Raw genomic sequence first — 21,490 nt, 5'->3', positions numbered from 1 at the left:
CTTGGGGTATCCCCTGCTCGTGAAGAGCCTGGGGAAGGGGGTTTCGTGGTTCGCATCCGAGTTCTGGTCGTCGACGACCACCGCATCTTCGCCGAGTCGCTGGCCGCCGCACTGGCCGCCGAGCCCGACGTCGACGTGTCCGCGGCCGGCAGCGGTCCGGCGGCGCTGCGCTGCCTGGAGCGCGCGGTCGCCGAGGGCCGCCGCTACGACGTGCTGCTCGTCGACGCCGATCTGGGCGGTCAACTGCCCGCCGGCCGCCCGGCCGTGCCGGTGCAGGTGGGCAACGAGGAGGGGCTGGTCGACGGGATATCGCTGGTCACGGGCGTCCGCTCGGCCCAGCCCGCCGTCCGCGTCGTCGTCCTCGCCGAGAAGGACGACCCCAGACGGGCGGCCCTGGCCCTGCAGGCCGGCGCCTCCGGCTGGGTCGCCAAGGACTGCTCGCTGTCCCGGCTGTTGAACGTCATCCGGGGCGTGCTGCGCGACGAGACGCATCTGCCGCCCGCCCTGCTCACGGGCGTCCTGCGGGAGTTGACGGCCGCGCGCAAGCACCGCACCGAGAGCGAACGGCTGGTGGAGTCCCTCACGCCGAGGGAGCGGGAAGTACTCCGGTGCATGGTGGCGGGCCTGGGGCGCAAGGCGGTCGCCGAGCGCCTGTTCCTGTCCCCGCACACCGTCCGCACCCATATGCAGAACGTCCTCGGCAAACTGGGCGTCCACAGCACACTGGCCGCGGTCGCACTCGCCCGCCGGGCCGGGGTGGGGCCGGTGGACCTGGGGCCCGCCGGGCGGATCATGCCGGAGGAAAGCAGCAGCGCCTGACGGCCTACCGCGGCACGTCCAGCGGAGCGGCCTACCGCGGCATGTCCAGCGGAGCGTCTAGCCGGGGATGTTGTCGAACGGGGCGGTCAACTGGCGTAGCAGTCCGGCGAGTTCGGATCGCTGGGTGCGGGAGAGCTCGGCCAGGATCGCGCGTTCCTGGGCGAGGAGGCCGGCCAGGGCCTGGTCCGCGCGGTCCTGGCCCTCCTCGGTCAGCCGCACCAGCACGCCTCGCCGGTCGCTCGGGTCCGGCAGCCGCTCCACCAGGCCCTTCTTGGTCAGCCGGTCGATCCGGTTGGTCATGGTGCCCGAGGTGACCAGGGTCTGCGTCAGCAGCTGCCCGGGAGAGAGCTGGTACGGATTCCCCGCGCGCCTCAGCGCGGTCAGCACGTCGAACTCCCAGGGCTCCAGGCTGTGCTCCGCGAAGGCCAGCCGACGTGCCCGGTCCAGGTGCCGGGCCAGTCGGCTCACCCGGCTGAGCACCTCAAGCGGCTCCACGTCGAGGTCCGGGCGCTCCCGGCGCCACGCAGCCACCAGCCGATCGACCTCGTCCTCCATGGCGATCAGTGTAGTGGTTGTGTCGATGTGAAGTCTCTTGATGTCGAGTCTCTTGACATCAAGAGAATGGAGGCGGGAACGTGTCGTCCATGACCTCTCCCACCTGGGACCCCGCCCAGTACCTCCGGCACGCCGACCACCGCGCCCGCCCCTTCGTCGACCTCCTCGCCCGCGTTCCCGGCCTGCCCGGGAAGCCCCCGGTCGTCGCCGACCTCGGCTGCGGCCCCGGCAACATGACCGCCCTGCTCGCCGAACGCTGGCCCACCGCGCACATCACCGGCTACGACAACTCGCCGGAGATGCTCGACAAGGCGCTCGTGGAGTACGCGGGGCCCACCGCGGGCGGCGGCCGCCTCGACTTCGCCCACGCCGACGTCCGCACCTGGGCGCCCGAGACGTCGTACGACCTGATCGTCAGCAACGCCACGCTCCAGTGGGTCCCCGGGCACGCCGACCGCTTCGCCGACTGGATCGCCGCCCTCGCCCCCGGCGGCACCTTCGCCTTCCAGGTCCCCGGCAACTTCACCGCCCCCAGCCACCGGCTGATGCGCACCCTCGCCCACTCCGCCCGCTGGCACGACCGGCTCGCCGAGACCCTCCGCCACGACGACGCCGTCCTCGAACCCGGGACCTACCTGGAGCGGCTGACCGCGCTCGGCTGTACCGCCGACGTCTGGGAGACGACGTACGTCCACCTCCTCACCGGCGAGGACCCGGTCCTGGACTGGGTGAAGGGCACCGGTCTGCGGCCCGTCCTCACCGCCCTCGCCGACGATCCCGGGGCCCGGGACGCGTTCCTCGCCGAGTACCGGGCCGCCCTGCGCGAGGCCTATCCGGCCGGCCCGCACGGCACCCCGTTCCCGTTCCGCCGCATCTTCGCCGTCGCCCGCAAGACGGAGGGCTGATGCTCAGCGCCGTCGACCACGTCCAGCTGGCCGCGCCCCCGGGCCGCGAGGACCTCCTGCGCGCCTTCTACGTCGATGTGCTCGGCATGACGGAGATCCCCAAGCCGCCCGCGCTCGCGGCCCGCGGCGGCTGCTGGTTCCGGGCGGGGGCCGTGCACCTGCACCTGGGCATCGAGGACGACTTCCGCCCGGCGCGCAAGGCCCACCCCGGGCTGCGCGTCACGGACATCGAGGCCTACGCCGAACGGCTCGCCGCCGGCGGCGCCACCGTCACCTGGGACGACGACCTCCCCGGCCACCGCCGCTTCTACTCGCAGGACCCGGTCGGCAACCGCCTGGAGTTCCTGGAGCCGATGCCCCAAGCCGCCGTTTGACCCGGCCCGATCACGGTTACCCGGCGTCCTGACCAGGAAGTCCGACCCGGTCAGGAGGTATCGACGGTGTCAGGACACCAGAAGGCAAAGGCCAAGAAGGAACAGATCAAGGGCAAGGCCAAGGAGATCGGCGGACGCGCGACGCACGACCTGCCCATGGAGGCCGAAGGACGCCTCGAACAGTCCAAGGGCGACGCCCGCCAGGCCAAGGAGAAGACCAAGGACATCTTCAAGCACTGACCAGCACCGACGCCCGCGAAGGCGCTCACGCCTTCCGGTGCCCTATCAGCCGCGGCTTCTGCTCCAGGCCGTCCAGGCCGTGCCAGGACAGGTTCACCAGATGGGCGGCGACCTCCGCCTTCTTCGGGCGGCGCACGTCCAGCCACCACTGGCCGGTCAGCGCGACCATCCCCACCAGTGCCTGCGCGTACAGCGGGGCCAGCTTGGGGTCGAAGCCGCGGGACTTGAACTCGCGGCCCAGGATGTCCTCCACCTGGGTGGCGATGTCCGAGATCAGGGAGGCGAAGGAACCTGTCGACTGGGGGATGGGGGAGTCCCGGACCAGGATCCGGAAGCCGTCCGTGTACTCCTCGATGTAGTCCAGGAGCGCGAACGCGGCCTGCTCCAGCAGCTCCCGCGGATGCCCGGCCGTGAGGGAACTGGTCACCATGTCCAGCAGCCGGCGCATCTCACGGTCCACCACGACCGCGTACAGCCCCTCCTTGCCGCCGAAGTGCTCGTACACCACCGGCTTGGAGACCCCGGCCTTCGCCGCGATCTCCTCCACCGACGTGCCCTCGAAGCCCTTCGCCGCGAAAAGCGTGCGACCGATCTCCAACAGCTGCTGGCGGCGCTCCGCACCTGTCATACGGGTACGACGTGCCCGCCGCTGCTTTTCGGGACTGGGGGTGCTGGAGTCGGTCGCCACGCCGTCAATCATGCCGCCTCGACGGCCTCCGCCCCCTGTCGAGAGCCGCCTTCCCCGGTGTTACGGCGCGAATCGATACGCGAGCGTGACGGCCAGCGCACGTCGTACGCCCACCCGAGCTGCTCGCACCAGCGGATGATCCGCGCCGACGAGTCCAGCTGGCCCCGCTCCACCCCGTGCCGCGCCGAGGTCGGGTCGGCATGGTGCAGGTTGTGCCAGGACTCGCCGCAGGACAGCACCGCCAGCCACCACACGTTCCCGGAGCGGTCGCGCGACTTGAACGGCCGCTTGCCCACCGCGTGGCAGATCGAGTTGATCGACCACGTCACATGGTGGAGCAACGCCACCCGTACGAGGGAACCCCAGAAGAACGCGGTGAACGCGCCCCACCAGGACATCGTCACCAGCCCGCCGATCAGCGGCGGCAGCCCCAGCGACAGCATCGTCCAGTAGATGAACTGCCGGGAGATCGTCCGGATCGCCGGGTCCTTGACCAGGTCCGGCGCGTACTTGTCCTGCGGTGTCCGCTCCTCGTCGAACATCCAGGCGATGTGCGCCCACCACAGGCCCTTGATCAGCGCCGGCACGGTCTCCCCGTACCGCCACGGAGAGTGCGGGTCGCCCTCGGCGTCGGAGAACTTGTGGTGCTTGCGGTGGTCGGCCACCCAGCGCACCAGCGGGCCCTCCACCGCCATCGAGCCCGCGATGGCCAGCGCGATCCTGAGCGGCCGCTTCGCCTTGAACGAACCATGCGTGAAATAACGGTGGAAACCGATCGTCACACCATGACAGCCCAGGTAGTAGAAGAACACCAGCAGGCCCAGATCGAGCCAGCTCACGCCTCCCCAGCTCCACGCCAGCGGCACCGCCGCCAGCAGCGCGAGGAACGGCACGACGATGAACAGCAACAGGGTGATCTGCTCGATCGAACCCTTCCGCTCGCCGCCCAGAGTGGCGGAGGAAAGCGAGGTGTCGGCGGGCTTCTGGGCGTCTTCGATCACATCGGAACCAGACGAGGTCATGCGCGTCCCCTGTGGGGTCGAGGGTTGAGACAGGTGCCGATCCGCGGTCACCGCACGGGACTCTAGAACTCATTCCCTACGGTTCCGTAACCTACGGCGACGTAAGTATGGCAGCGAGGCGTCTCGCAGCAAGAGCCCGAGAGCCTGCGCGTCCTCATGGACACCTATCCTTGGAGTCGGTCGGACAGCGCGGTCCGCTCTGTTTTCTTCCCGGATGTCCGGCCCGTATGCGACCAGTGCGCCGCGCGGCTGACGGACGGGTCCCCTCCAGACGAGCTTCAACACTGCAAGGAGCCGCACCTGTGAGCAGTGCCGACGACCAGACCACCACGACCAACAGTGAGCTGCGCGCCGACATCCGGCGACTGGGTGACCTCCTCGGCGAGACCCTCGTCCGGCAGGAGGGCCCCGAGCTGCTGGAACTCGTCGAGAAGGTCCGCCGTCTCACCCGCGAGGACGGCGAGGCCGCCGCCGAACTGCTGCGTGGCACGGAACTGGAGACCGCCGCCAAGCTGGTCCGCGCCTTCTCCACCTACTTCCACCTCGCCAACGTCACCGAGCAGGTCCACCGCGGCCGCGAGCTGCGCACCCGCCGCGCCGCGGAGGGCGGTCTCCTCGCCCGCACCGCCGACCGGCTCAAGGACGCCGACGCCGACCACCTGCACCAGACCGTCCAGAACCTCAACGTCCGCCCGGTCTTCACGGCACACCCCACCGAGGCCGCACGCCGTTCGGTCCTCAACAAGCTCCGGCGAGTCGCCGCGCTGCTGGACACCCCGGTCATCGAGTCCGACCGCCGCCGCACCGACATCCGCCTCGCCGAGAACATCGACCTGGTGTGGCAGACGGACGAACTGCGCGTCGTACGCCCCGAACCGGCCGACGAGGCCCGCAACGCCATCTACTACCTCGACGAACTGCACGCCGACGCGGTCGGCGACGTCCTGGAGGACCTCACCGCCGAGCTGGAGCGGGTCGGCGTCAAGCTCCCCGACGACACCCGCCCGCTCACCTTCGGCACCTGGATCGGCGGCGACCGCGACGGCAACCCCAACGTCACCCCCCAGGTCACCTGGGACATCCTGATCCTCCAGCACGAGCACGGCATCAACGACGCCCTGGAGATGATCGACGAACTCCGCGGCTTCCTCTCCAACTCCATCCGCTACACCGGCGCCACCGAGGAACTCCTGGAGTCCCTGCGGGCCGACCTCGACCGGCTCCCGGAGATCAGCCCCCGCTACAAGCGCCTCAACGCCGAGGAGCCCTACCGGCTCAAGGCCACCTGCATCCGGCAGAAGCTGGAGAACACCAAGCGACGCCTGGCCACCGGCACCCCGCACGAGCCCGGCGCGGACTACCTCGGCACCGCCGAACTCCTCGCCGACCTGCGCATCATCCAGACCTCCCTGCGCGCCCACCGCGGCGGCCTGTTCGCCGACGGCCGGCTGGCCCGGACGATCCGCACGCTCGCCGCGTTCGGCCTCCAGCTCGCCACCATGGACGTCCGCGAGCACGCCGACGCCCACCACCACGCCCTCGGCCAGCTCTTCGACCGCCTCGGCGAGGAGTCCTGGCGCTACTCCGACATGCCCCGCGAGTACCGCGGCAAGCTCCTCGCCAAGGAGCTGCGCTCACGCAGGCCGCTGGCCCCGACCCCGGCGCCCGTCGACGCGGCCGGCGAGAAGACCCTCGGTGTCTTCCAGACCGTGAAGAAGGCCCTGGAGGTCTTCGGACCCGAGGTCATCGAGTCGTACATCATCTCCATGTGCCAGGGCGCCGACGACGTCTTCGCGGCAGTGGTCCTCGCCCGCGAGGCCGGACTCATCGACCTGCACGGCGGCTGGGCGAAGGTCGGCATCGTCCCCCTCCTGGAGACCACCGACGAACTCAAGGCCGCCGACACCATCCTGGAGGACATGCTCTCCGACCCCTCCTACCGCCGTCTGGTGGCGCTGCGCGGGGACGTCCAGGAGGTCATGCTCGGCTACTCCGACTCCTCCAAGTTCGGCGGCATCACCACCTCCCAGTGGGAGATCCACCGCGCCCAGCGCCGGCTGCGCGACGTCGCCCACCGCTACGGCGTGCGGCTGCGCCTCTTCCACGGCCGCGGCGGCACCGTCGGCCGCGGCGGCGGCCCCTCGCACGACGCGATCCTCGCCCAGCCCTGGGGCACCCTGGAGGGCGAGATCAAGGTCACCGAACAGGGCGAGGTCATCTCCGACAAGTACCTCATCCCGTCCCTGGCCCGGGAGAACCTGGAACTGACGGTCGCCGCCACGCTCCAGGCCTCCGCCCTGCACACCTCCCCCCGCCAGTCGGTGGAGGCCCTGGCCCGCTGGGACGCGGCCATGGACGTGGTCTCGGACGCGGCCCACGGCGCCTACCGCCGCCTGGTGGAGGACCCGGACCTGCCGACGTACTTCCTCGCGTCGACGCCGGTGGACCAGCTCGCCGACCTGCACCTGGGCTCCCGGCCCTCCCGCCGCCCCGGCTCCGGCGTCTCGCTCGACGGACTGCGGGCCATCCCCTGGGTGTTCGGCTGGACCCAGTCCCGGCAGATCGTCCCCGGCTGGTTCGGCGTCGGCTCCGGCCTGAAGGCGCTGCGCGAGGCAGGCCTGCGGCAAGAAGGGGACACCGTCCTGGACGAGATGCACGAACAGTGGCACTTCTTCCGCAACTTCATCTCCAACGTCGAGATGACCCTCGCCAAGACCGACCTGCGGATCGCCCAGCACTACGTCGACACCCTCGTCCCCGACGAGCTCAAGCACGTCTTCGACACCATCAGGGCCGAGCACGAGCTGACCGTCGCCGAGGTCCTGAAGATCACCGGTGAGGCCGACCTGCTGGACGCCACCCCGGTCCTCAAGCAGACCTTCACCATCCGCGACGCCTACCTGGACCCGATCTCCTACCTCCAGGTGGCCCTGCTCAAGCGCCAGCGCGACGCGGCCGCGGCGGGCGACCCGGCCGACCCGCTGCTCTCCCGCGCCCTGCTCCTCACGGTCAACGGCGTGGCGGCGGGCCTGCGCAACACCGGCTGACCGCCGCCTTCGGACACGGCTGTGCCCCCGGGGTCGTACACCCGGGGGCACAGCCGTATGTGTCTACCGCATCGCTGTGTCTACTGCACCGCGAAGAACGCCGCCGTCAGCAGCGCGATCCCCGAACCGCCCAGCACCCACGCCACCCGCGTCAGCCGCAGCCCCCCGGCCACCACCACCGACGCCAGCAGCAGCGCACCGCCCAGCGGCACCCACGAGTACAGGACCCCGGCGGGGCCCGACCGGACCACGTCATCGGTGCCGGGCTTCACGATCACGTCGTACGTCTGCCCCTTGCGCACCGCCACCGACTTGTCGATCACCACACCGGAACGCGCCGACGCCCCCGCCGAGACGGGCGTGAACGGCCCCGAGCAGGTGTCCGCACCGCACGAGGCCACCTTGACGGTGCCCTGCTCCTTGCCCTTCGTCAGCATCACGTGCTGCGCGGTGCCCCAGGAGCCCCACACACCGGCGATCAGGATCAGCACGGCCACCGCGCCCATCGACACGACACGCAGCGCGTCGACCGGAGCCGTACGGGAGGAAGCGGCTGAGGCAGCAGGCATGGCCGGGATCATTGGCCATTTCCCTACGGTCGGTCAACTTCCGTAGAGGACAAGCGGGGGACAAGTCAGGAGTTGTACGAGCTTTGCGCCCGCTCCAGCCCCTCGGTCACCAGCGCCTCCACCGCGTCGGCCGCCCGGTCCACGAAGTAGTCCAGTTCCTTGCGCTCGGCCGAGGAGAAGTCCTTCAGCACGAAGTCGGCGACCTGCATACGACCCGGGGGGCGCCCGATCCCGAACCGCACCCGGTGGTAGTCCGCCCCCATCGCCTTCGTCATCGACTTCAGCCCGTTGTGGCCGTTGTCCCCGCCGCCCAGCTTCAGACGGAGGACGCCGTAGTCGATGTCCAGCTCGTCGTGGACCGCGACGACGTTGGCGAGCGGCACCTTGTAGAAGTCCCGCAGCGCGTTCACCGGCCCGCCGGACAGGTTCATGAACGACATCGGCTTCGCCAGGATCACCCGCCGGCCGGCCGGCCCCGGCGCCCCGATCCGCCCCTCCACGACCTGCGCCTGCGCCTTGCCGGCCCGCTTGAACTTCCCCCCGATCCGCCCGGCGAGCAGATCCGCCACCATGAAACCGACGTTGTGCCGGTTCATCGCGTACTCGGGCCCGGGATTGCCGAGCCCGACGATCAGCCAGGGGGCGTTGGCGGGGGTGGTCACGTCCATCTCGATTCCTCGTCCGCACGGTGCGTAACGCCGTGGTACTTTCCTGTAGTCCCCAAAAGGGGCCGGTTCGGGCTGGACCGCAGCCTTCGGGTTGGAAGCCCGCCGCTTCGGCGGTGGGCGGAGTCACGTCTCCTTGATACGCGCGAGCGAGAAGGAGAGCGAGCGCGCGTGCAGCGCGCTCACGCTGCACGTCAGCCGCTGCCCCTCGTGAGGAACAGCGGCTGACGAAGCGACGACGGTGAGGATCAGGCCTCGGCGGCTTCCTCGCCCGCGGCCTCGGGGGCCTCCTCCGCCTGCGCGGCCAGGACCTGGAGGACGACCGCGTCCTCCTCGACGGCCAGGGTCACGCCGGAGGGCAGGGTGATGTCCTTGGCGAGGACGGAGGCGCCGGCCTCCAGGCCCTCGACGGAGACGGTGACGGCCTCGGGGATGTGGGTGGCCTCGGCCTCGACCGGCAGCGCGTTCAGGACGTGCTCCAGCAGGTTGCCGCCGGCGGCCAGCTCGCCCTCGGCGTGGACCGGGATCTCGACCGTGACCTTCTCGCCACGCTTGACCAGCAGCAGGTCGACGTGCTCCAGGAAGCCCTTGATCGGGTCGCGCTGCACGGACTTCGGGATCGCCAGCTCGTTGGTCTTGCCGTCGATGTCCAGGGAGATCAGGACGTTCGGCGTACGCAGCGCGAGCAGCAGGTCGTGGCCCGGGAGGGTCAGGTGGATCGGGTCCGAACCGTGGCCGTACAGCACACCGGGGACCTTGGCGTCACGGCGGATACGACGCGCGGCACCCTTGCCGAACTCGGTGCGCGTCTGGGCGGCGAGCTTCACCTCGGACATATGGATCACTCCTCGTAGAGGTAGATACGGACGTGGTCACCCGGCCACGAACGGCCTGCTACGAAGAGCGCGTCGATAACGGAGGCGTGGCCTCCCTCGCCGAGCAACTTCAGAAGTCTACTCGGCGCGAGAGGCCACGGAGAAATCGATCAGCACCCTGCGGGCGCGGACGATCATGCAGAAGCGTTTTTACAGCTCACTGCTCACGCTCACTGCTCGTCGAACAGGCTCGTCACCGAACCGTCCTCGAACACCTCACGCACCGCACTCGCGATCGTCGGCGCGATCGACAGCACCGTGATCTTGTCCAGATCCCGGCTCAGCTCACCCGGCGTCGGCAGCGTGTTCGTCAGTACGAACTCGCTCACCCGCGAGTTCTTCAGCCGGTCCGCCGCCGGACCGGAGAGCACGCCATGCGTCGCGGTCACGATGACGTCCTCCGCACCGTGCGCGAACAGCGCGTCCGCGGCCGCGCAGATCGTGCCACCCGTGTCGATCATGTCGTCGACCAGAACGCACACCCGGCCCTTGACCTCACCCACGACCTCGTGGACGGTCACCTGGTTCGCCACGTCCTTGTCGCGCCGCTTGTGCACGATCGCGAGGGGCGCACCCAGCCGGTCGCACCAACGGTCCGCCACCCGCACCCGGCCGGCGTCCGGAGACACGATGGTCAGCTTGTCCTTGTCCACCTTCTTGCCCACGTAGTCCGCGAGCAGCGGAAGCGCGAACAGGTGGTCCACGGGACCGTCGAAGAAGCCCTGGATCTGGTCGGTGTGCAGGTCCACGGTCAGGATCCGGTCCGCACCGGCCGTCTTCATCAGATCGGCGATCAGCCGCGCCGAGATCGGTTCACGGCCCCGGTGCTTCTTGTCCTGCCGGGCGTAACCGTAGAAGGGCACGATCACCGTGATGGAGCGGGCCGACGCGCGCTTCAGCGCGTCGATCATGATCAGCTGCTCCATGATCCACTGATTGATCGGAGCCGTGTGGCTCTGGATCACGAAGCAGTCGGCACCACGCGCCGACTCCTGGTAGCGGACGTAGATCTCGCCGTTCGCGAAGTCGAAGGCCTTCGTCGGGACGACCCCGACACCCAGCTGGTGGGCGACCTCCTCGGCAAGCTCGGGGTGGGCGCGGCCGGAGAAGAACATCATCTTCTTCTCGCCGGTCGTCTTGAACCCGGTCACAGCACTGTCTCCTCAGAGGTGTCTCAGCCGTACAGCCGGCTCACGAGTGACCTCCGCGCCAGGCGCGAGGGGTCGAACCAGCTGGTTAGGTGCGGGTGTGCACTTATCACGGTACGACGTCTTCGGCGCACCTGTTTCCGGTCAGTCCTCGCTCGTGCCCTGCCGGGAAGCCGCCTCGGCAGCCTTCGCCGCCGCGCTGCCCGGCCGCTTCCGGGCCACCCAACCCTCGATATTCCGCTGCTGACCGCGGGCCACGGCCAGCGAACCGGGCGGCACATCCTTCGTGATCACGGACCCGGCAGCGGTGTACGCACCGTCCCCGACCGTGACAGGAGCCACAAACATGTTGTCCGAACCCGTCTTGCAGTGCGACCCGACGGTGGTGTGGTGCTTGCTCTCCCCGTCGTAGTTCACGAACACGCTCGCCGCGCCGATGTTCGAGTACTCGCCGATCGTCGCGTCGCCCACATACGAGAGATGCGGAACCTTCGTCCCCTCACCGATCGACGCGTTCTTCGTCTCCACGTACGTACCGATCTTGCCCTTCGCCCCCAGCCGGGTGCCCGGCCGCAGGTAGGCATACGGTCCCACGGACGCGTCCGCACCGATATGAGCGGAATCGGACACCGTGTTGTCCACCCGCGCCCCCGCACCGACCCCGGTGTCCTTCAGCCGGCTGTTCGGCCCGACCTCCGCACCCTGCCCCACATGCGTGTCACCCTGCAGCAGGGTGTTGGGGTGGACCACGGCATCCTGCTCGAACGTCACCGTCACATCCACCCACGTCGTGGCCGGATCCACCACGGTCACACCCGCGAGCATCGCCCGCTCCAGCAACCGGTCGTTGAGGATCCGCCGCGCCTCCGCCAGCTGCACCCGGTTGTTGATCCCGGCGATCTCCCGGTGGTCACCCGCCACGGACGCCCCCACCCGATGCCCGGCCTCCCGCAGGATCCCCAGCACATCGGTCAGGTACTCCTCGCCCTGGCTGTTGTCCGTCCGCACCTTCCCCAGCGCGTCCGCCAGCAACTGCCCGTCGAACGCGAACACACCCGAGTTGATCTCCCGGATCGCCCGCTGCGCGTCGGAGGCGTCCTTGTGCTCCACGATGGCCGTGACGGCCCCGGAGACCTCGTCGCGCACGATACGGCCGTAACCGGTCGCGTCCGGGACCTCCGCCGTCAGCACGGTCACGGCGTTGCCGTCGGCGTGGTGGGTCCCGGCGAGCGCCGTCAGCGTCTCCCCGGTCAGCAACGGGGTGTCCCCGCAGACCACGACCACGGTCCCGTCGACCGCCCCGCCCAGCTCCTCCAGCGCCATTCGTACGGCGTGCCCGGTGCCGTTCTGCTGCTCCTGCACGGCGGTACGGACGCCGGCGTCGACCTCGCCGAGATGCGCGGCGACCTGCTCACGCGCGTGTCCCACGACGACGACCAGGTTCTCGGGGTCCAACTCACGGGAGGCGGCGAGCACATGACCCACCAGGGAACGGCCACAGAGCTGATGCAGGACCTTGGGTGTGGCCGACTTCATACGGGTGCCCTCACCCGCTGCGAGAACGACGACGGCTGCCGGGCGAATGGCGCTCACGGATGTGCCCTTCGGCTTTTTGGACGGGTGGGGACATCCGCAGGATACCGGGGCGTTTCATGGGGGACATGGGAGCGGGCCCTGACGGTGCTGTCGCACGTCAGGACCCGAACCGAGTATGGCTCCCCCGCCAGGACTCGAACCCGGACAGATGGCACCAAAAGCCACAGTGCTGCCAATTACACCACGGGGGAATATTCTCGACTAAACCGGACATTTAGCAAGGTCGTCGAGTGGCGCCTCCTACTATGCCGTACCGGGCGCCTTCCATGCGACGGTACAAGTCGGCGCCCTTGAGCACGTGGACGACCAGGCGGCCACGGTAGGTCTCCGAGGTGTTCTTCCGGCTCGCCCTCGGGGTGTGCCCCCCGGGGGCCCTCTGGAATGCGGAGCGTTCGACGCTCGCCGCATCGGCCCGGAACTCCTCGGCTTCGGTCGTCGAAATCCTGGTGCTTGTTGTGTGGATGCGCCACGGGCGTACCGTCCGGGCGGAATGCGCCATTCCGGGTTCGAACGGGTGTGGTTCAGCAGTTCGAGGGATTCCGGAGGGTTTCGGTGCTGTTCGGTTACGGAGTGTGGTGTAGGGCAGTAGACGAAACTCACCGGAAAAGCCCACCCTCGCGCCCGTAGGCTGGACGCATGACCACGACGGGGGCAGACCACGCGACGGCCGTGACCGGGCCGTGGTGGTGGTCGCGGTGGCGTAGTGCGGTTCTGGACGGGGCGCTCGCCCTGGTGTCGGCGCTGGAGTGCGGCGCCGAGGGGATTCCGTTCGCGCGGGACGCGGGGGTCCCGTTGTCGGCGGGGATCGTGTTCGGTTTGCTGGCCGGTTCCGTGCTGCTGCTGCGCCGGAAGTGGCCGATAGCCGTCGTGCTGGTCTCGATCGCGATCACGCCGGCCCAGATGGGCTTCCTGATGGGGATCGTCGGCCTGTACACCCTCGCCGCCGCGGAGCTGCCGCGGCGGATCATCGTGGCGCTGGCGGGGATGTCGCTGCTGGGCACGATGATCGTGACGTTCGTGCGGGTGAAGCAGGACATGGCGCGGGGGGATCTGACGCTGGGGGACTGGTTCGTGCCGTTCGCGGCGGTCACGACGTCGCTCGGGCTGACCGCTCCGCCGCTGCTGCTGGGGCTGTACGTGGGTGCGCGGCGGCGGCTGATGGAGAGCCTGCGGGAGCGGGCGGACAGTCTGGAGCGGGAGCTGCAGCTGCTCGCGGAGCGGGCGGAGGAGCGTGCGGAGTGGGCGCGGGGTGAGGAGCGGACGCGGATCGCGCGGGAGATGCATGACGTGGTCGCGCATCGGGTGAGCCTGATGGTGGTGCATGCGGCGGCGTTGCAGGCGGTGGCGCGGAAGGATCCGGAGAAGGCGGTGCGCAACGCCGCGCTGGTGGGGGACATGGGGCGGCAGGCGCTGACGGAGTTGCGGGAGATGCTGGGGGTGTTGCGTTCGGGGGAGAGCGTGCAGCGCCGTACGGCGTCGTCGGCGTCCTCCGCGGCGGTGCCGCTGGCCGCGGTGGGGGTGGCGGCCGCGGTGGCGGCTTCGCGGGTGGCGGAGGAGGAGGGGCCGTGGCTGTCGGAGCTGGAGGAGCTGATCGGGCAGTCGGCGGCGGCCGGGATGGCGGTGGATCTGTCGGTGGAGGGGGAGGTGCGGTCGTACGCGGTGCAGATCGAGCAGACCGCGTACCGGGTGGTGCAGGAGGCGTTGACGAACGTCCACAAGCACGCGGCGGGTGCGAAGACGCATGTGCGGCTCGCGCATCGGGGGGTGGAGATCGCGATGCAGGTGGAGAACGAGCCGCCGCCGGAGCCGGCGTCGGCGGCGTCGGTGAGGCTGCCGTCCGGTGGGAACGGGCTGGTGGGGATGCGTGAGCGGGTGCTGGGGCTGGGCGGGGTGTTTGTGTCGGGGCCGACGGATGCCGGGGGTTTTCGGGTGTCGGCGGTGATTCCGGCGGTCTGAGCGCCGGCCCGGTTACGCGTGGGTGGTGAGCCGGACGGGTTCGACGCCCGCGATGAGGGTGGTGAGGGCGCGGTCGATGTCGGGGCCGACGTACCAGTCGCCGGTGTGGTCGAGGGTGTAGACGCGGCCGTCGGCGTCGATGGCGAGGAGGGAGTGGGTGTCGGTTTCGGCGCCGAGAGGGCAGACCTCGGTGTCGAGGGCACGGCCGAGGTCGCCGAGGGTGCGGGCGAGGTGGAGGCCGTGGAGGGGGTCGAGGTGGAGGGTGGCGGGGGCGATCTGGCGGCCGGGGCCGGTGGGGGTGATGTGCAGCCCGCCGAATTCGGCCCAGGCTTCCACGGCGGCGGGGAAGACGGTGTGCCGGTGTCCGGCGGGTGAGGTGTGCTCGCGGAGGGTGTCGGCCCAGAACTCGGCTTGTTTTATGTCCCAGCGTCCGGGCTGCCAGCCGGCGGTGCGCAGGGCGGTGTCGACGGGCGCGGAGAAGCGGGTGGGGTGCATCTGCCCTTCGTTCGTGTGTGGTGCGGGTGTGTGCTGTGGGGGCGTGGGTGCGGGCGTCAGTCGCCGGTGGCGGGGTCGACGACGTGGACGCCGAAGTGGGCGGTGAGGGCGGTGCAGGCCCGGCAGGGGGCGGCGAAGCTGCCGTGCAGGGGGTCGCCGTCCTCGCGTATCCGGCGGGCGGTGAGTTTGGCCTGCTTGAGGGCTCTGCGGGCTTCGCCGTTGGTCATGGGTTTGCGGAGGGCGCGTTTGCTGCGGGCCGCGTCGGCGGAGCTGATGTGCCGTGAGATGAGGATGGCTTCGGCGCAGCGGCCGGTGAAGCGGTCGCGTTGCCCGCTGGGGAGGGTGTCGAGGAATTCCTGGACCAGCGGGTGGAGGGGGGGCGGCTGGTCGCCGCGGGCGGCGGTGCCGGTGAGGGTGGCGCCGCGGACGGAGAGGGCGGCGGCGACGGTGGGCAGAATGCCGTCGCGGCGGTGCTGGAGGGTGGGGGCGGGGGGTGTTTCGGTGCTGCTCCAGCCGATGCGGGGGTCGCCGTGGGCGGCGCTGTGGCCGGCGCCGGACATGGCGGTGTGTGGTCCCGTCTGTGTTGCGTTCATGATCGTCTTCCCCTCCCGGGGATCCCCCCGAAAATCACAGACTGCCAAATCCCGTGGCGGGTGCGGTAGCTGGGGCGGTGCGACACGCCCGGGTTTGGGCAGGCTGTCACGGCAGGGTGACGGCTGGTCACGGAAGTGGAGGGCCGGTGACCGGGGTTCGTGTACCGCATAGGCTGTCGCCACCGCGATGGGCGCGGTCGACGCGTCTGGGACGTGGGAGAGACAGCCGGATACGGGCCGTGGCGCGCCTTGGGGTGCGGTTTCGGTTCGTACAGAGTGCCGCAGGGGGCATCCGTCATGACGACAGGTCGGCTCGGGCTGGGGGCACCGCTCAGCGGCCAGGCCGGGGGACAGGCCGCGCCGCCTAACGCGGCCTATGCCGGGCAGGTCGTGCACTTCCCGGATCCGGTCCGGGCGGCACGTCACCCGAGAGGGGTACGCGTCGACGAGCGTGGCTACCCCGATTTCTCGCCCTACGCGCGTGCGGCCGCGGAGATCGCGGATCCGCCGGAGGGTTTCGGTGTCGACGAGTTGCGGCTGACGGACTTCGTGTCCGCGAACGCGGTGTTGTCGGCTTCCGGGCACGAGTTGTGGGACACGGTGCCGGCGGTGGCGACGCCGCACGGGTGGACCTGGCATCACGTGGTGGGTTCGCGGCGGCTGGAGTTGGTGCCGGTCGAGGTGAAGGCGTTGCTGCGGCATCACGGTGGGCTGGTGACGACGCGGGTGGACCAGGGCAAGCGTGGTACCCGTCCGTTGCAGGAGACGCGGCCGGCGCACTTCGGGCTGCCGAAGTCGGGTGTGGCGGTGTCGGAGCAGCAGGTGCAGGGGGTCGAGGAGGACCTGGGGTACCGGCTGCCGGGCGCGTACCGGTCCTTCCTGAAGGCGGCGGGTGGGTGTGCGCCGGTGGGTACGGCTCTGCACGCGGAGCTCGGACTGCTGCTGGACCAGCCGTTCTTCACGGTTCGCGACGAGGCCGCGGTCAACGACCTCGTGTACGTCAACAAGTGCCTGCGTGACCATCTGACCAAGGACTACCTGGGCGTCAGTTTCGTGCAGGGCGGTCTGCTGGCGGTGAAGGTGAAGGGCGACCGGCTGGGTTCGGTGTGGTTCTGCGCGTACGACGACGTGCGCGACGTGGATCCGTCGTGGTCGCCGGCGGAGCGCGTGGAGCGGCTGTTGCTGCCGTGCGGTGAGGACTTCGACGTGTTTCTGTCGCGACTGGCGGGTTCTCCGCCGGAGTTGGAGACGGTGGCGAACCTGATGGTCGACGGTGGTTTCGCGAGTGCCGTCCCGGTCTCTTCTGTTGGCTCGGGGGAGTGAGTCTCGGCATGGTGACGTTCGCGCAGGCGCAGGAGCGCGCGGAGGAGTGGATCAACGGGGACGTGCCGGCGTACCAGCATCGCGAGGTGCGGGTGCGGGAGTTCGGCCTCGGGTTCGTGGTGTGGGGCGAGGACCGTGCGGAGGGTCCGCGTTCGGACGCGGGCGGGCAGCGGTTGGTCATCGCCCGGGACAGCGGTGAGGCCACGCTGTGGCCGGCGTTGCCGGTGGGTGAGGTGATCCGCCGGTACGAGGAGGAGTACGGCCGTGAGGCGGAGGTCGCCGACGCGGTGCCGGCGGCGGCCCGGGTGGACCTGAACCAGACGTCGTTCCTGTTGAGCCCGCCGGAGTGGCTCCAGGAGGCGGCGGACAAGCTGGGGATCCCGGACCGCCGGTCCGGGGGTGACGGGGCATCGGCCGGTGCCGGTTCCGGCACCGGTGGGCTTGCGGAGACGCAGGCCGGGGTGGCTGGGGCCGGTCCGGCGGGGAACGGTGGTGCCTCCTGGCCGGCGGCCGGTGCGGGTGCCGGTGCGGGCTCGGGTGGTGTCGGAGCGCGTGCGGGCGCAGGCGCGCCCGCCGGGGCGCAGGGGGCGTCAAGTGCGCCGGGTGTGCCCGACGGCGCGACTCCCTGGGCCGGTACGGACACGAACGCCGATGCCGGTGAGGACCGTTCCGTCCCGCTGCCCGCGACGGTCTTCGCGCCGCCGCTGAGCGACGCCGACGACGGTGCCCTGGGCGATGCGGAGACGGCGCTGATGGCGGGGGGCAGCCAGCTGCCGCGCACGACGGAGGCCCCGGCGCTCGACCGCCCGGGTGCGCCCGGAGCGCACGGTACGGCTGCCGTGCCCGGCGCACCGCAGGACAGCACGCCTCCGCCGCCTCCGCAGGGCGTCCCGTCGTACGACTACCCGCAGGGACCCGCGGCTCCGCCCGCGCCTCCGCAGGCTCCCGCGGCTCCGCCCGCGCCGTCTTCCTACGGCTACCCGCAGGGACCGGCGGCTCCGGCCGGGCCTCCGCAGGCTCCCGCGGCTCCGCCCGCGCCGTCTTCCTACGGCTACCCGCAGGGACCGGCGGCTCCGGCCGGGCCTCCGCAGGCTCCGGCCGCCCCGGGCTACGGCTACCCGCAGGCACCGGCCGGTGCGCCCGACGCGCCCCGCCCTCCGGCGGGTCCGGCCGCTTCGGGCCGGTCGCTCGCACCGAACGCCAGTGACATAGCCGACGCCGCGACGAGCAAGGCCGCGCCTCCTGCACGCAGGGCGCGCGGTGCGGCGGGCGCGCCGCCTCCACCGCCGGGCGTTCCGGGAACGCCGGGTGCACGTCCTGGAGGCACGCCTCAGCCGTCGGCGCCGGGTGCGCCTGGCGTGCCGGGCGCACCCGTCAGCGGGTATGCGCCGACGCAGCTGGTGTCGTCGTTGGGTCCCAAGGGGCCCGCGGGTCCGATGGGCGCGGGGCAGGCGCCGGGCACGCAGACTCCGCCAGGTGCCCCCGACTCGCCCGGTGCGCCGGGTGTTCCGGGCGGCCCGCCCCCCGGTGTCGATCACGCGGCCACGATGCTGGCCGGCCCGGGCGGGATGGGCGGGGGCGCGCAGCAGCCTCCGGGCGCCCCGGGCGTACCCCCCGCGCCGGGCGCATCGCAGCCCCCGAACGCCCCGGGCGCACCTTTCGCCTCCGGTGCACCGCAAGCCCCTGGCGTCCAGGGCGCACCGCGGCCGTCCGGCCCCCCTGGTGCCCCTGGCATGCCCCCCGCGCCCGGCGCGCAGGGCCCTGCCGGTGGCGCGGTTCACCACGCGCAGACCGTGCTGGCCGGGCCTCCGGTGGGTGCCCCGGGCACCCCCGGTATGCCGCCGGGCGCTGCGCAGATGCCGCCGCCGATGCCGGCCGGTGCGATGCCGCCGCCCCCCGCCCCCGGCCAGCAGCAGCCGGCGTACGGCTACCCGCAGCAGGGGCAGCCGACCGTGGGCCCGGGCTATCAGGCGGTGCTGCGCTACCGCGCGCAGGACGGTTCGGAGCAGCAGCTGATCCGGCGTTCGGCGCCGGGGACGCCGCATCCGGAGTGGCAGATCTTCCATGAGCTGCGGGCGATGAACGTGCCGCCGGACCAGGTGCTGGAGCTGCACACGGAGCTGGAGTCGTGCGAGCTGCCGGGTGCCTACTGTGCCCGGATGATCCGGGAGCAGTGGCCGCAGGCGCGGCTCGCGAGCATCGCGCCGTACGGGACGGACCACGCGAGCCGGCAGCAGGGGATGCGGCAGTTGCTGGCGCACCAGGGCGAGTTGCACCAGGTGGCGGCGGGTCCCGCGCGACCCGCGCCGGTGCGGGCGCCGTTGCCACAGGTGCAGGCGGCGCCGCCGATCCCGCCGGAGGCGATCGGGCAGGAGCTGGCGGCGGCGTTCGGTCCCGGCGTGTTCCGGTTCGAGCAGGTGGCGGTGGACCGGCAGGGTGTGCCGCCGATCGTGGCGCACACGCTGGTCGCGGCGGGGCTGCCGCTGGACATGGGACCGTTCTTCTGGGCGCAGGCCCAGCCGGGCCGTCCGGTGCCGACGCTGGCGGAACTGGCGCAGGAGCGCGGGGTGCAGCCGGCGCCGGACGCGGGGTCGTACCTGGTCATGGGCACCGACTTCGGCAAGGCGGTCTGTGTGCAGTACGGGACCGCGAACATCGTGGCAGTGCCGGTGGAGGCGGGGCCGGGCGGCGGTTCCGTACCGCCGCAGTTCGTCAACACCGGGCTGCCGGAGTTCGTGCGCTGTCTGGCGCTGCTGGGCCGGATGTGGCGGCTCAGGTTCGGCCTGAACCAGGAGCAGGCGGGCCGCTGGACCGTCGACTTCCAGGCCCAGTTGGCCTCCCTGGACCCGGCGGCGCTCGGTTCGCCGGAGAGCTGGTGGTCGGTGCTGCTGGAGCAGATGTGGGACGGGCTGCTGTAGCGCGGCGGTAGGACGACCGGTGGGGCCGGTCCGGGCGGGTGTCCGGGCCGGCCCCACGCGCGCGTGCACGCTTTTGCCACCCGGTGTGCGTGGTGCGCGGGCATGATGGGCGGGTGGACTTCGAGCCGTACCGGGGCGAGTTGGTGGCGTACTGCTATCGGATGCTGGGCTCGTTCCACGAGGCCGAGGATCTGGTGCAGGAGACCATGCTGCGCGCCTGGAAGGCCCGTGACCGCTACGACCCGGCGCGGGCGTCGGTGCGGACGTGGCTGTACCGGATCGCCACGAACGTGTGCCTGACGGCCCTTCAGGGGCGCGCGCGAAGGCCGTTGCCGTCGGGGCTCGGGAAGCCCGGCACGGATCCGGAGGCGCCGCTGACGCCGGCGCTCGACGTGCCGTGGCTGGAGCCGTTCCCCGACGCGCGCCTCGATGTGGAGGTGCGCACGGATCTGCGGCTCGCGCTGGTGGCAGCGCTGCAGGTGCTGCCCGCGCGGCAGCGCGCCGTGCTGGTGCTGCGCGAGGTGCTGGAGTTCAGCGCCGCCGAGGTCGCCGACCAGTTGGAGACGTCGGTGCCGGCCGTGAACAGCGCGCTGCAGCGGGCGCGTGCCGCTCTCGCGGGCATGGGTGCGGCGGACGAGGTGACCGAGCCGGACGATCCCGGGGTGCGGGAGGCGGTCCGGCGGTATGCGCGGGCGTTCGAGGCGGCCGATGTGCCCGCGCTCGTACGGCTGCTCACCGACGACGCGGTCCTGGAGATGCCGCCGCTGGCGCTGTGGTACCGGGGCCGTGACGACTACGGCCTGTTCATGGAGCGGGTGTTCCGGATGCGCGGCACCGGCTGGCGTACGCGCCTGCTGACCGCCAACGCGCAGCCCGCGCTCGCCGCGTACGCCCCGGAGCCCGGCGGCGGTCACCGACTGCACAGCGTGCAGGTCCTCACGGTCAGCGGCGAAGGCCGGATCGCGCGCAACACGGTGTTCACGGACCCGCGCGCGCTGACGACGCTGGCACAGCAAGAAGCTCCCTGAAGAAGTTCGCGAAGAAGTCCCGCGAAGAAGTTCCGTCCACGCCGATGAGTCCGCCCGATGCCGCCGGTATGTACCGGTGACCATCGAGCGAAGGGACAACCGTCATGAGCGTTGTCGTCATCCAATTCACCACCCTGGACGGGATCGTGTCCGACCCGGACGGTTCCGAGGGCACCCCGTACGGCGGCTGGCTCTTCCGGTTCGGCCGGGAGGAGATCGCCGGGGACAGGTTCCGTCTGGGCAGCGTCCTGGACGAGGGGGTCGTACTGCTGGGGCGGTCCACCTGGGAGGCGTTCTCGCAGCTGTGGCCGGGCCGCGACGACCCGTTCTCCGCGCGCCTGAACGCCGCGCCCAAGCTGGTCGCCTCGCGCACGCTGTCCGATGTGTCCGCGTGGGCCAACTCCCGTCTCGTCGACGGTGATCTCCTGGACGCCGTCAAGGCCGAGCAGCGGGACGTGGTCGTCATGGGCAGCATCGGAGTCGTCCACGCGCTGGCGGCCGCCGACCTGGTCGACGAGTACCGGCTGGTGACCTTCCCGACCGTGCTGGGCACCGGCCGGCCGCTCTTCCCCGCGGGCAGCCCATCTGTCGAACTGGAGTGCGTGTCGGCGGAGCGGTCGGGCGCGACGGTGCTGACCCGCTATCTGAGGGCGCGCGACTGAGCGTTCGCGCCC

Annotated in this window: 20 protein-coding genes and 1 tRNA gene; 10 read left to right on the top strand and 11 right to left on the bottom strand. The window is 71.2% G+C overall.

The genetic code is table 11. The features are described from left to right. Positions 1–45 precede the first annotated feature (45 nt). The gene (locus tag ACIRR9_RS13250; RefSeq protein ID WP_403750694.1) at positions 46–819 is read left to right on the top strand and encodes a LuxR C-terminal-related transcriptional regulator; all 774 of its coding nucleotides are present in this window, start codon (positions 46–48) and stop codon (positions 817–819) included. A gap of 57 nt (positions 820–876) precedes the next feature. Here the strand turns inward: ACIRR9_RS13250 and ACIRR9_RS13245 are convergent, their stop codons facing one another. After that, positions 877–1,374 carry a MarR family transcriptional regulator gene (locus ACIRR9_RS13245; RefSeq protein ID WP_365336309.1) on the bottom strand — a complete coding sequence of 166 codons (498 nt, stop codon included), beginning with the start codon at positions 1,372–1,374 and terminating at the stop codon, positions 877–879. A gap of 89 nt (positions 1,375–1,463) precedes the next feature. Between ACIRR9_RS13245 and ACIRR9_RS13240 the strand changes: the two genes are divergently transcribed. The 3 genes from ACIRR9_RS13240 (at position 1,464) to ACIRR9_RS13230 (ending at position 2,893) form a co-directional block, all read left to right on the top strand. After that, positions 1,464–2,279, top strand: coding sequence for a trans-aconitate 2-methyltransferase (locus tag ACIRR9_RS13240; protein ID WP_403750692.1), 816 nt, complete (start codon positions 1,464–1,466; stop codon positions 2,277–2,279). Continuing rightward, the gene (locus ACIRR9_RS13235; RefSeq protein ID WP_403750690.1) at positions 2,279–2,653 is read left to right on the top strand and encodes a VOC family protein; all 375 of its coding nucleotides are present in this window, start codon (positions 2,279–2,281) and stop codon (positions 2,651–2,653) included. Before ACIRR9_RS13240 ends, ACIRR9_RS13235 begins: the two co-directional genes overlap by 1 nt. Positions 2,654–2,719: 66 nt before the next feature. Beyond that, complete coding sequence (locus tag ACIRR9_RS13230; protein WP_384560008.1) at positions 2,720–2,893, top strand: CsbD family protein; 174 nt, start codon at positions 2,720–2,722, stop codon at positions 2,891–2,893. A 25-nt stretch (positions 2,894–2,918) separates the two neighbouring features. On the opposite strand, the gene ACIRR9_RS13225 is transcribed toward ACIRR9_RS13230, so the two are convergent. Then, a complete protein-coding gene (locus tag ACIRR9_RS13225; protein ID WP_123976407.1) occupies positions 2,919–3,593 on the bottom strand; it encodes a TetR/AcrR family transcriptional regulator in 675 nt (224 codons plus the stop codon). Then, on the bottom strand, positions 3,590–4,603 hold the full coding sequence (locus ACIRR9_RS13220) for an acyl-CoA desaturase (protein ID WP_403750688.1): 1,014 nt from the start codon (positions 4,601–4,603) through the stop codon (positions 3,590–3,592). Before ACIRR9_RS13220 ends, ACIRR9_RS13225 begins: the two co-directional genes overlap by 4 nt. A 302-nt stretch (positions 4,604–4,905) precedes the next feature. Between ACIRR9_RS13220 and ppc the strand changes: the two genes are divergently transcribed. Further along, on the top strand, positions 4,906–7,650 hold the full coding sequence (gene ppc, locus ACIRR9_RS13215) for a phosphoenolpyruvate carboxylase (protein WP_403750686.1): 2,745 nt from the start codon (positions 4,906–4,908) through the stop codon (positions 7,648–7,650). 80 nt (positions 7,651–7,730) lie between these two features. On the opposite strand, the gene ACIRR9_RS13210 is transcribed toward ppc, so the two are convergent. From ACIRR9_RS13210 to ACIRR9_RS13185, 6 genes are all read right to left on the bottom strand, one after another. Beyond that, complete coding sequence (locus ACIRR9_RS13210; RefSeq protein ID WP_384560002.1) at positions 7,731–8,231, bottom strand: hypothetical protein; 501 nt, start codon at positions 8,229–8,231, stop codon at positions 7,731–7,733. 53 nt (positions 8,232–8,284) lie between these two features. Then, positions 8,285–8,887 (bottom strand): aminoacyl-tRNA hydrolase, encoded by a 603-nt coding sequence (pth, locus tag ACIRR9_RS13205; protein ID WP_403750684.1) that lies wholly within the window; start codon positions 8,885–8,887, stop codon positions 8,285–8,287. Between the two features lie 245 nt (positions 8,888–9,132). Beyond that, positions 9,133–9,720, bottom strand: a complete 588-nt coding sequence (locus tag ACIRR9_RS13200) for a 50S ribosomal protein L25/general stress protein Ctc (protein ID WP_403750682.1) — start codon at positions 9,718–9,720, stop codon at positions 9,133–9,135. A gap of 209 nt (positions 9,721–9,929) precedes the next feature. Beyond that, the gene (locus ACIRR9_RS13195; protein WP_365336318.1) at positions 9,930–10,910 is read right to left on the bottom strand and encodes a ribose-phosphate diphosphokinase; all 981 of its coding nucleotides are present in this window, start codon (positions 10,908–10,910) and stop codon (positions 9,930–9,932) included. A 141-nt stretch (positions 10,911–11,051) separates the two neighbouring features. Next, positions 11,052–12,500, bottom strand: coding sequence for a bifunctional UDP-N-acetylglucosamine diphosphorylase/glucosamine-1-phosphate N-acetyltransferase GlmU (gene glmU / locus ACIRR9_RS13190; protein WP_384559996.1), 1,449 nt, complete (start codon positions 12,498–12,500; stop codon positions 11,052–11,054). Between the two features lie 119 nt (positions 12,501–12,619). After that, positions 12,620–12,694: transfer RNA gene (locus ACIRR9_RS13185), tRNA-Gln, on the bottom strand. 445 nt (positions 12,695–13,139) lie between these two features. Between ACIRR9_RS13185 and ACIRR9_RS13180 the strand changes: the two genes are divergently transcribed. Continuing rightward, positions 13,140–14,459 (top strand): sensor histidine kinase, encoded by a 1,320-nt coding sequence (locus ACIRR9_RS13180; protein ID WP_403750680.1) that lies wholly within the window; start codon positions 13,140–13,142, stop codon positions 14,457–14,459. Positions 14,460–14,471: 12 nt separating this feature from the next. Here the strand turns inward: ACIRR9_RS13180 and ACIRR9_RS13175 are convergent, their stop codons facing one another. Then, positions 14,472–14,954: an SUKH-3 domain-containing protein gene (locus ACIRR9_RS13175; protein ID WP_403750678.1), complete on the bottom strand. Its 483-nt coding sequence runs from the start codon at positions 14,952–14,954 to the stop codon at positions 14,472–14,474. Positions 14,955–15,010: 56 nt separating this feature from the next. Beyond that, positions 15,011–15,547: a YwqJ-related putative deaminase gene (locus ACIRR9_RS13170; protein ID WP_384559990.1), complete on the bottom strand. Its 537-nt coding sequence runs from the start codon at positions 15,545–15,547 to the stop codon at positions 15,011–15,013. A gap of 297 nt (positions 15,548–15,844) precedes the next feature. On the opposite strand from ACIRR9_RS13170, the gene ACIRR9_RS13165 reads away from it, so the two are divergent. From ACIRR9_RS13165 to ACIRR9_RS13150, 4 genes are all read left to right on the top strand, one after another. After that, positions 15,845–16,870, top strand: a complete 1,026-nt coding sequence (locus ACIRR9_RS13165; RefSeq protein ID WP_403750676.1) for an SMI1/KNR4 family protein — start codon at positions 15,845–15,847, stop codon at positions 16,868–16,870. Between the two features lie 8 nt (positions 16,871–16,878). After that, positions 16,879–19,788, top strand: coding sequence for an SUKH-4 family immunity protein (locus tag ACIRR9_RS13160; protein ID WP_403750674.1), 2,910 nt, complete (start codon positions 16,879–16,881; stop codon positions 19,786–19,788). 113 nt (positions 19,789–19,901) lie between these two features. Beyond that, positions 19,902–20,816, top strand: a complete 915-nt coding sequence (locus ACIRR9_RS13155) for an RNA polymerase subunit sigma-70 (RefSeq protein WP_403750673.1) — start codon at positions 19,902–19,904, stop codon at positions 20,814–20,816. Positions 20,817–20,920: 104 nt separating this feature from the next. Beyond that, a complete protein-coding gene (locus ACIRR9_RS13150; protein ID WP_403750671.1) occupies positions 20,921–21,478 on the top strand; it encodes a dihydrofolate reductase family protein in 558 nt (185 codons plus the stop codon). Positions 21,479–21,490 lie beyond the last annotated feature (12 nt).

Source organism: Streptomyces sp. NPDC101234 (assembly GCF_044767525.1).
Classification (GTDB): Bacteria; Actinomycetota; Actinomycetes; order Streptomycetales; family Streptomycetaceae; genus Streptomyces; species Streptomyces sasae.
The sequence above is the reverse complement of the archived record's forward strand: the minus strand, read 5'-3'. Positions and strand labels throughout refer to the sequence as shown.

Coding starts and splice junctions, on each gene's coding strand:
- ACIRR9_RS13200 (WP_403750682.1), bottom strand. CDS start 9,720: ATGTCCGAGGTGAAGCTCGCCGCCCAGACGCGCACCGAGTTCGGCAAG.
- ACIRR9_RS13240 (WP_403750692.1), top strand. CDS start 1,464: ATGACCTCTCCCACCTGGGACCCCGCCCAGTACCTCCGGCACGCCGAC.
- ACIRR9_RS13220 (WP_403750688.1), bottom strand. CDS start 4,603: ATGACCTCGTCTGGTTCCGATGTGATCGAAGACGCCCAGAAGCCCGCC.
- ACIRR9_RS13160 (WP_403750674.1), top strand. CDS start 16,879: ATGGTGACGTTCGCGCAGGCGCAGGAGCGCGCGGAGGAGTGGATCAAC.
- ACIRR9_RS13165 (WP_403750676.1), top strand. CDS start 15,845: ATGACGACAGGTCGGCTCGGGCTGGGGGCACCGCTCAGCGGCCAGGCC.
- ACIRR9_RS13210 (WP_384560002.1), bottom strand. CDS start 8,231: ATGATCCCGGCCATGCCTGCTGCCTCAGCCGCTTCCTCCCGTACGGCT.
- ACIRR9_RS13235 (WP_403750690.1), top strand. CDS start 2,279: ATGCTCAGCGCCGTCGACCACGTCCAGCTGGCCGCGCCCCCGGGCCGC.
- ACIRR9_RS13175 (WP_403750678.1), bottom strand. CDS start 14,954: ATGCACCCCACCCGCTTCTCCGCGCCCGTCGACACCGCCCTGCGCACC.
- ACIRR9_RS13180 (WP_403750680.1), top strand. CDS start 13,140: ATGACCACGACGGGGGCAGACCACGCGACGGCCGTGACCGGGCCGTGG.
- ACIRR9_RS13245 (WP_365336309.1), bottom strand. CDS start 1,374: ATGGAGGACGAGGTCGATCGGCTGGTGGCTGCGTGGCGCCGGGAGCGC.
- pth (WP_403750684.1), bottom strand. CDS start 8,887: ATGGACGTGACCACCCCCGCCAACGCCCCCTGGCTGATCGTCGGGCTC.
- ACIRR9_RS13170 (WP_384559990.1), bottom strand. CDS start 15,547: ATGAACGCAACACAGACGGGACCACACACCGCCATGTCCGGCGCCGGC.
- ACIRR9_RS13150 (WP_403750671.1), top strand. CDS start 20,921: ATGAGCGTTGTCGTCATCCAATTCACCACCCTGGACGGGATCGTGTCC.
- ACIRR9_RS13225 (WP_123976407.1), bottom strand. CDS start 3,593: ATGATTGACGGCGTGGCGACCGACTCCAGCACCCCCAGTCCCGAAAAG.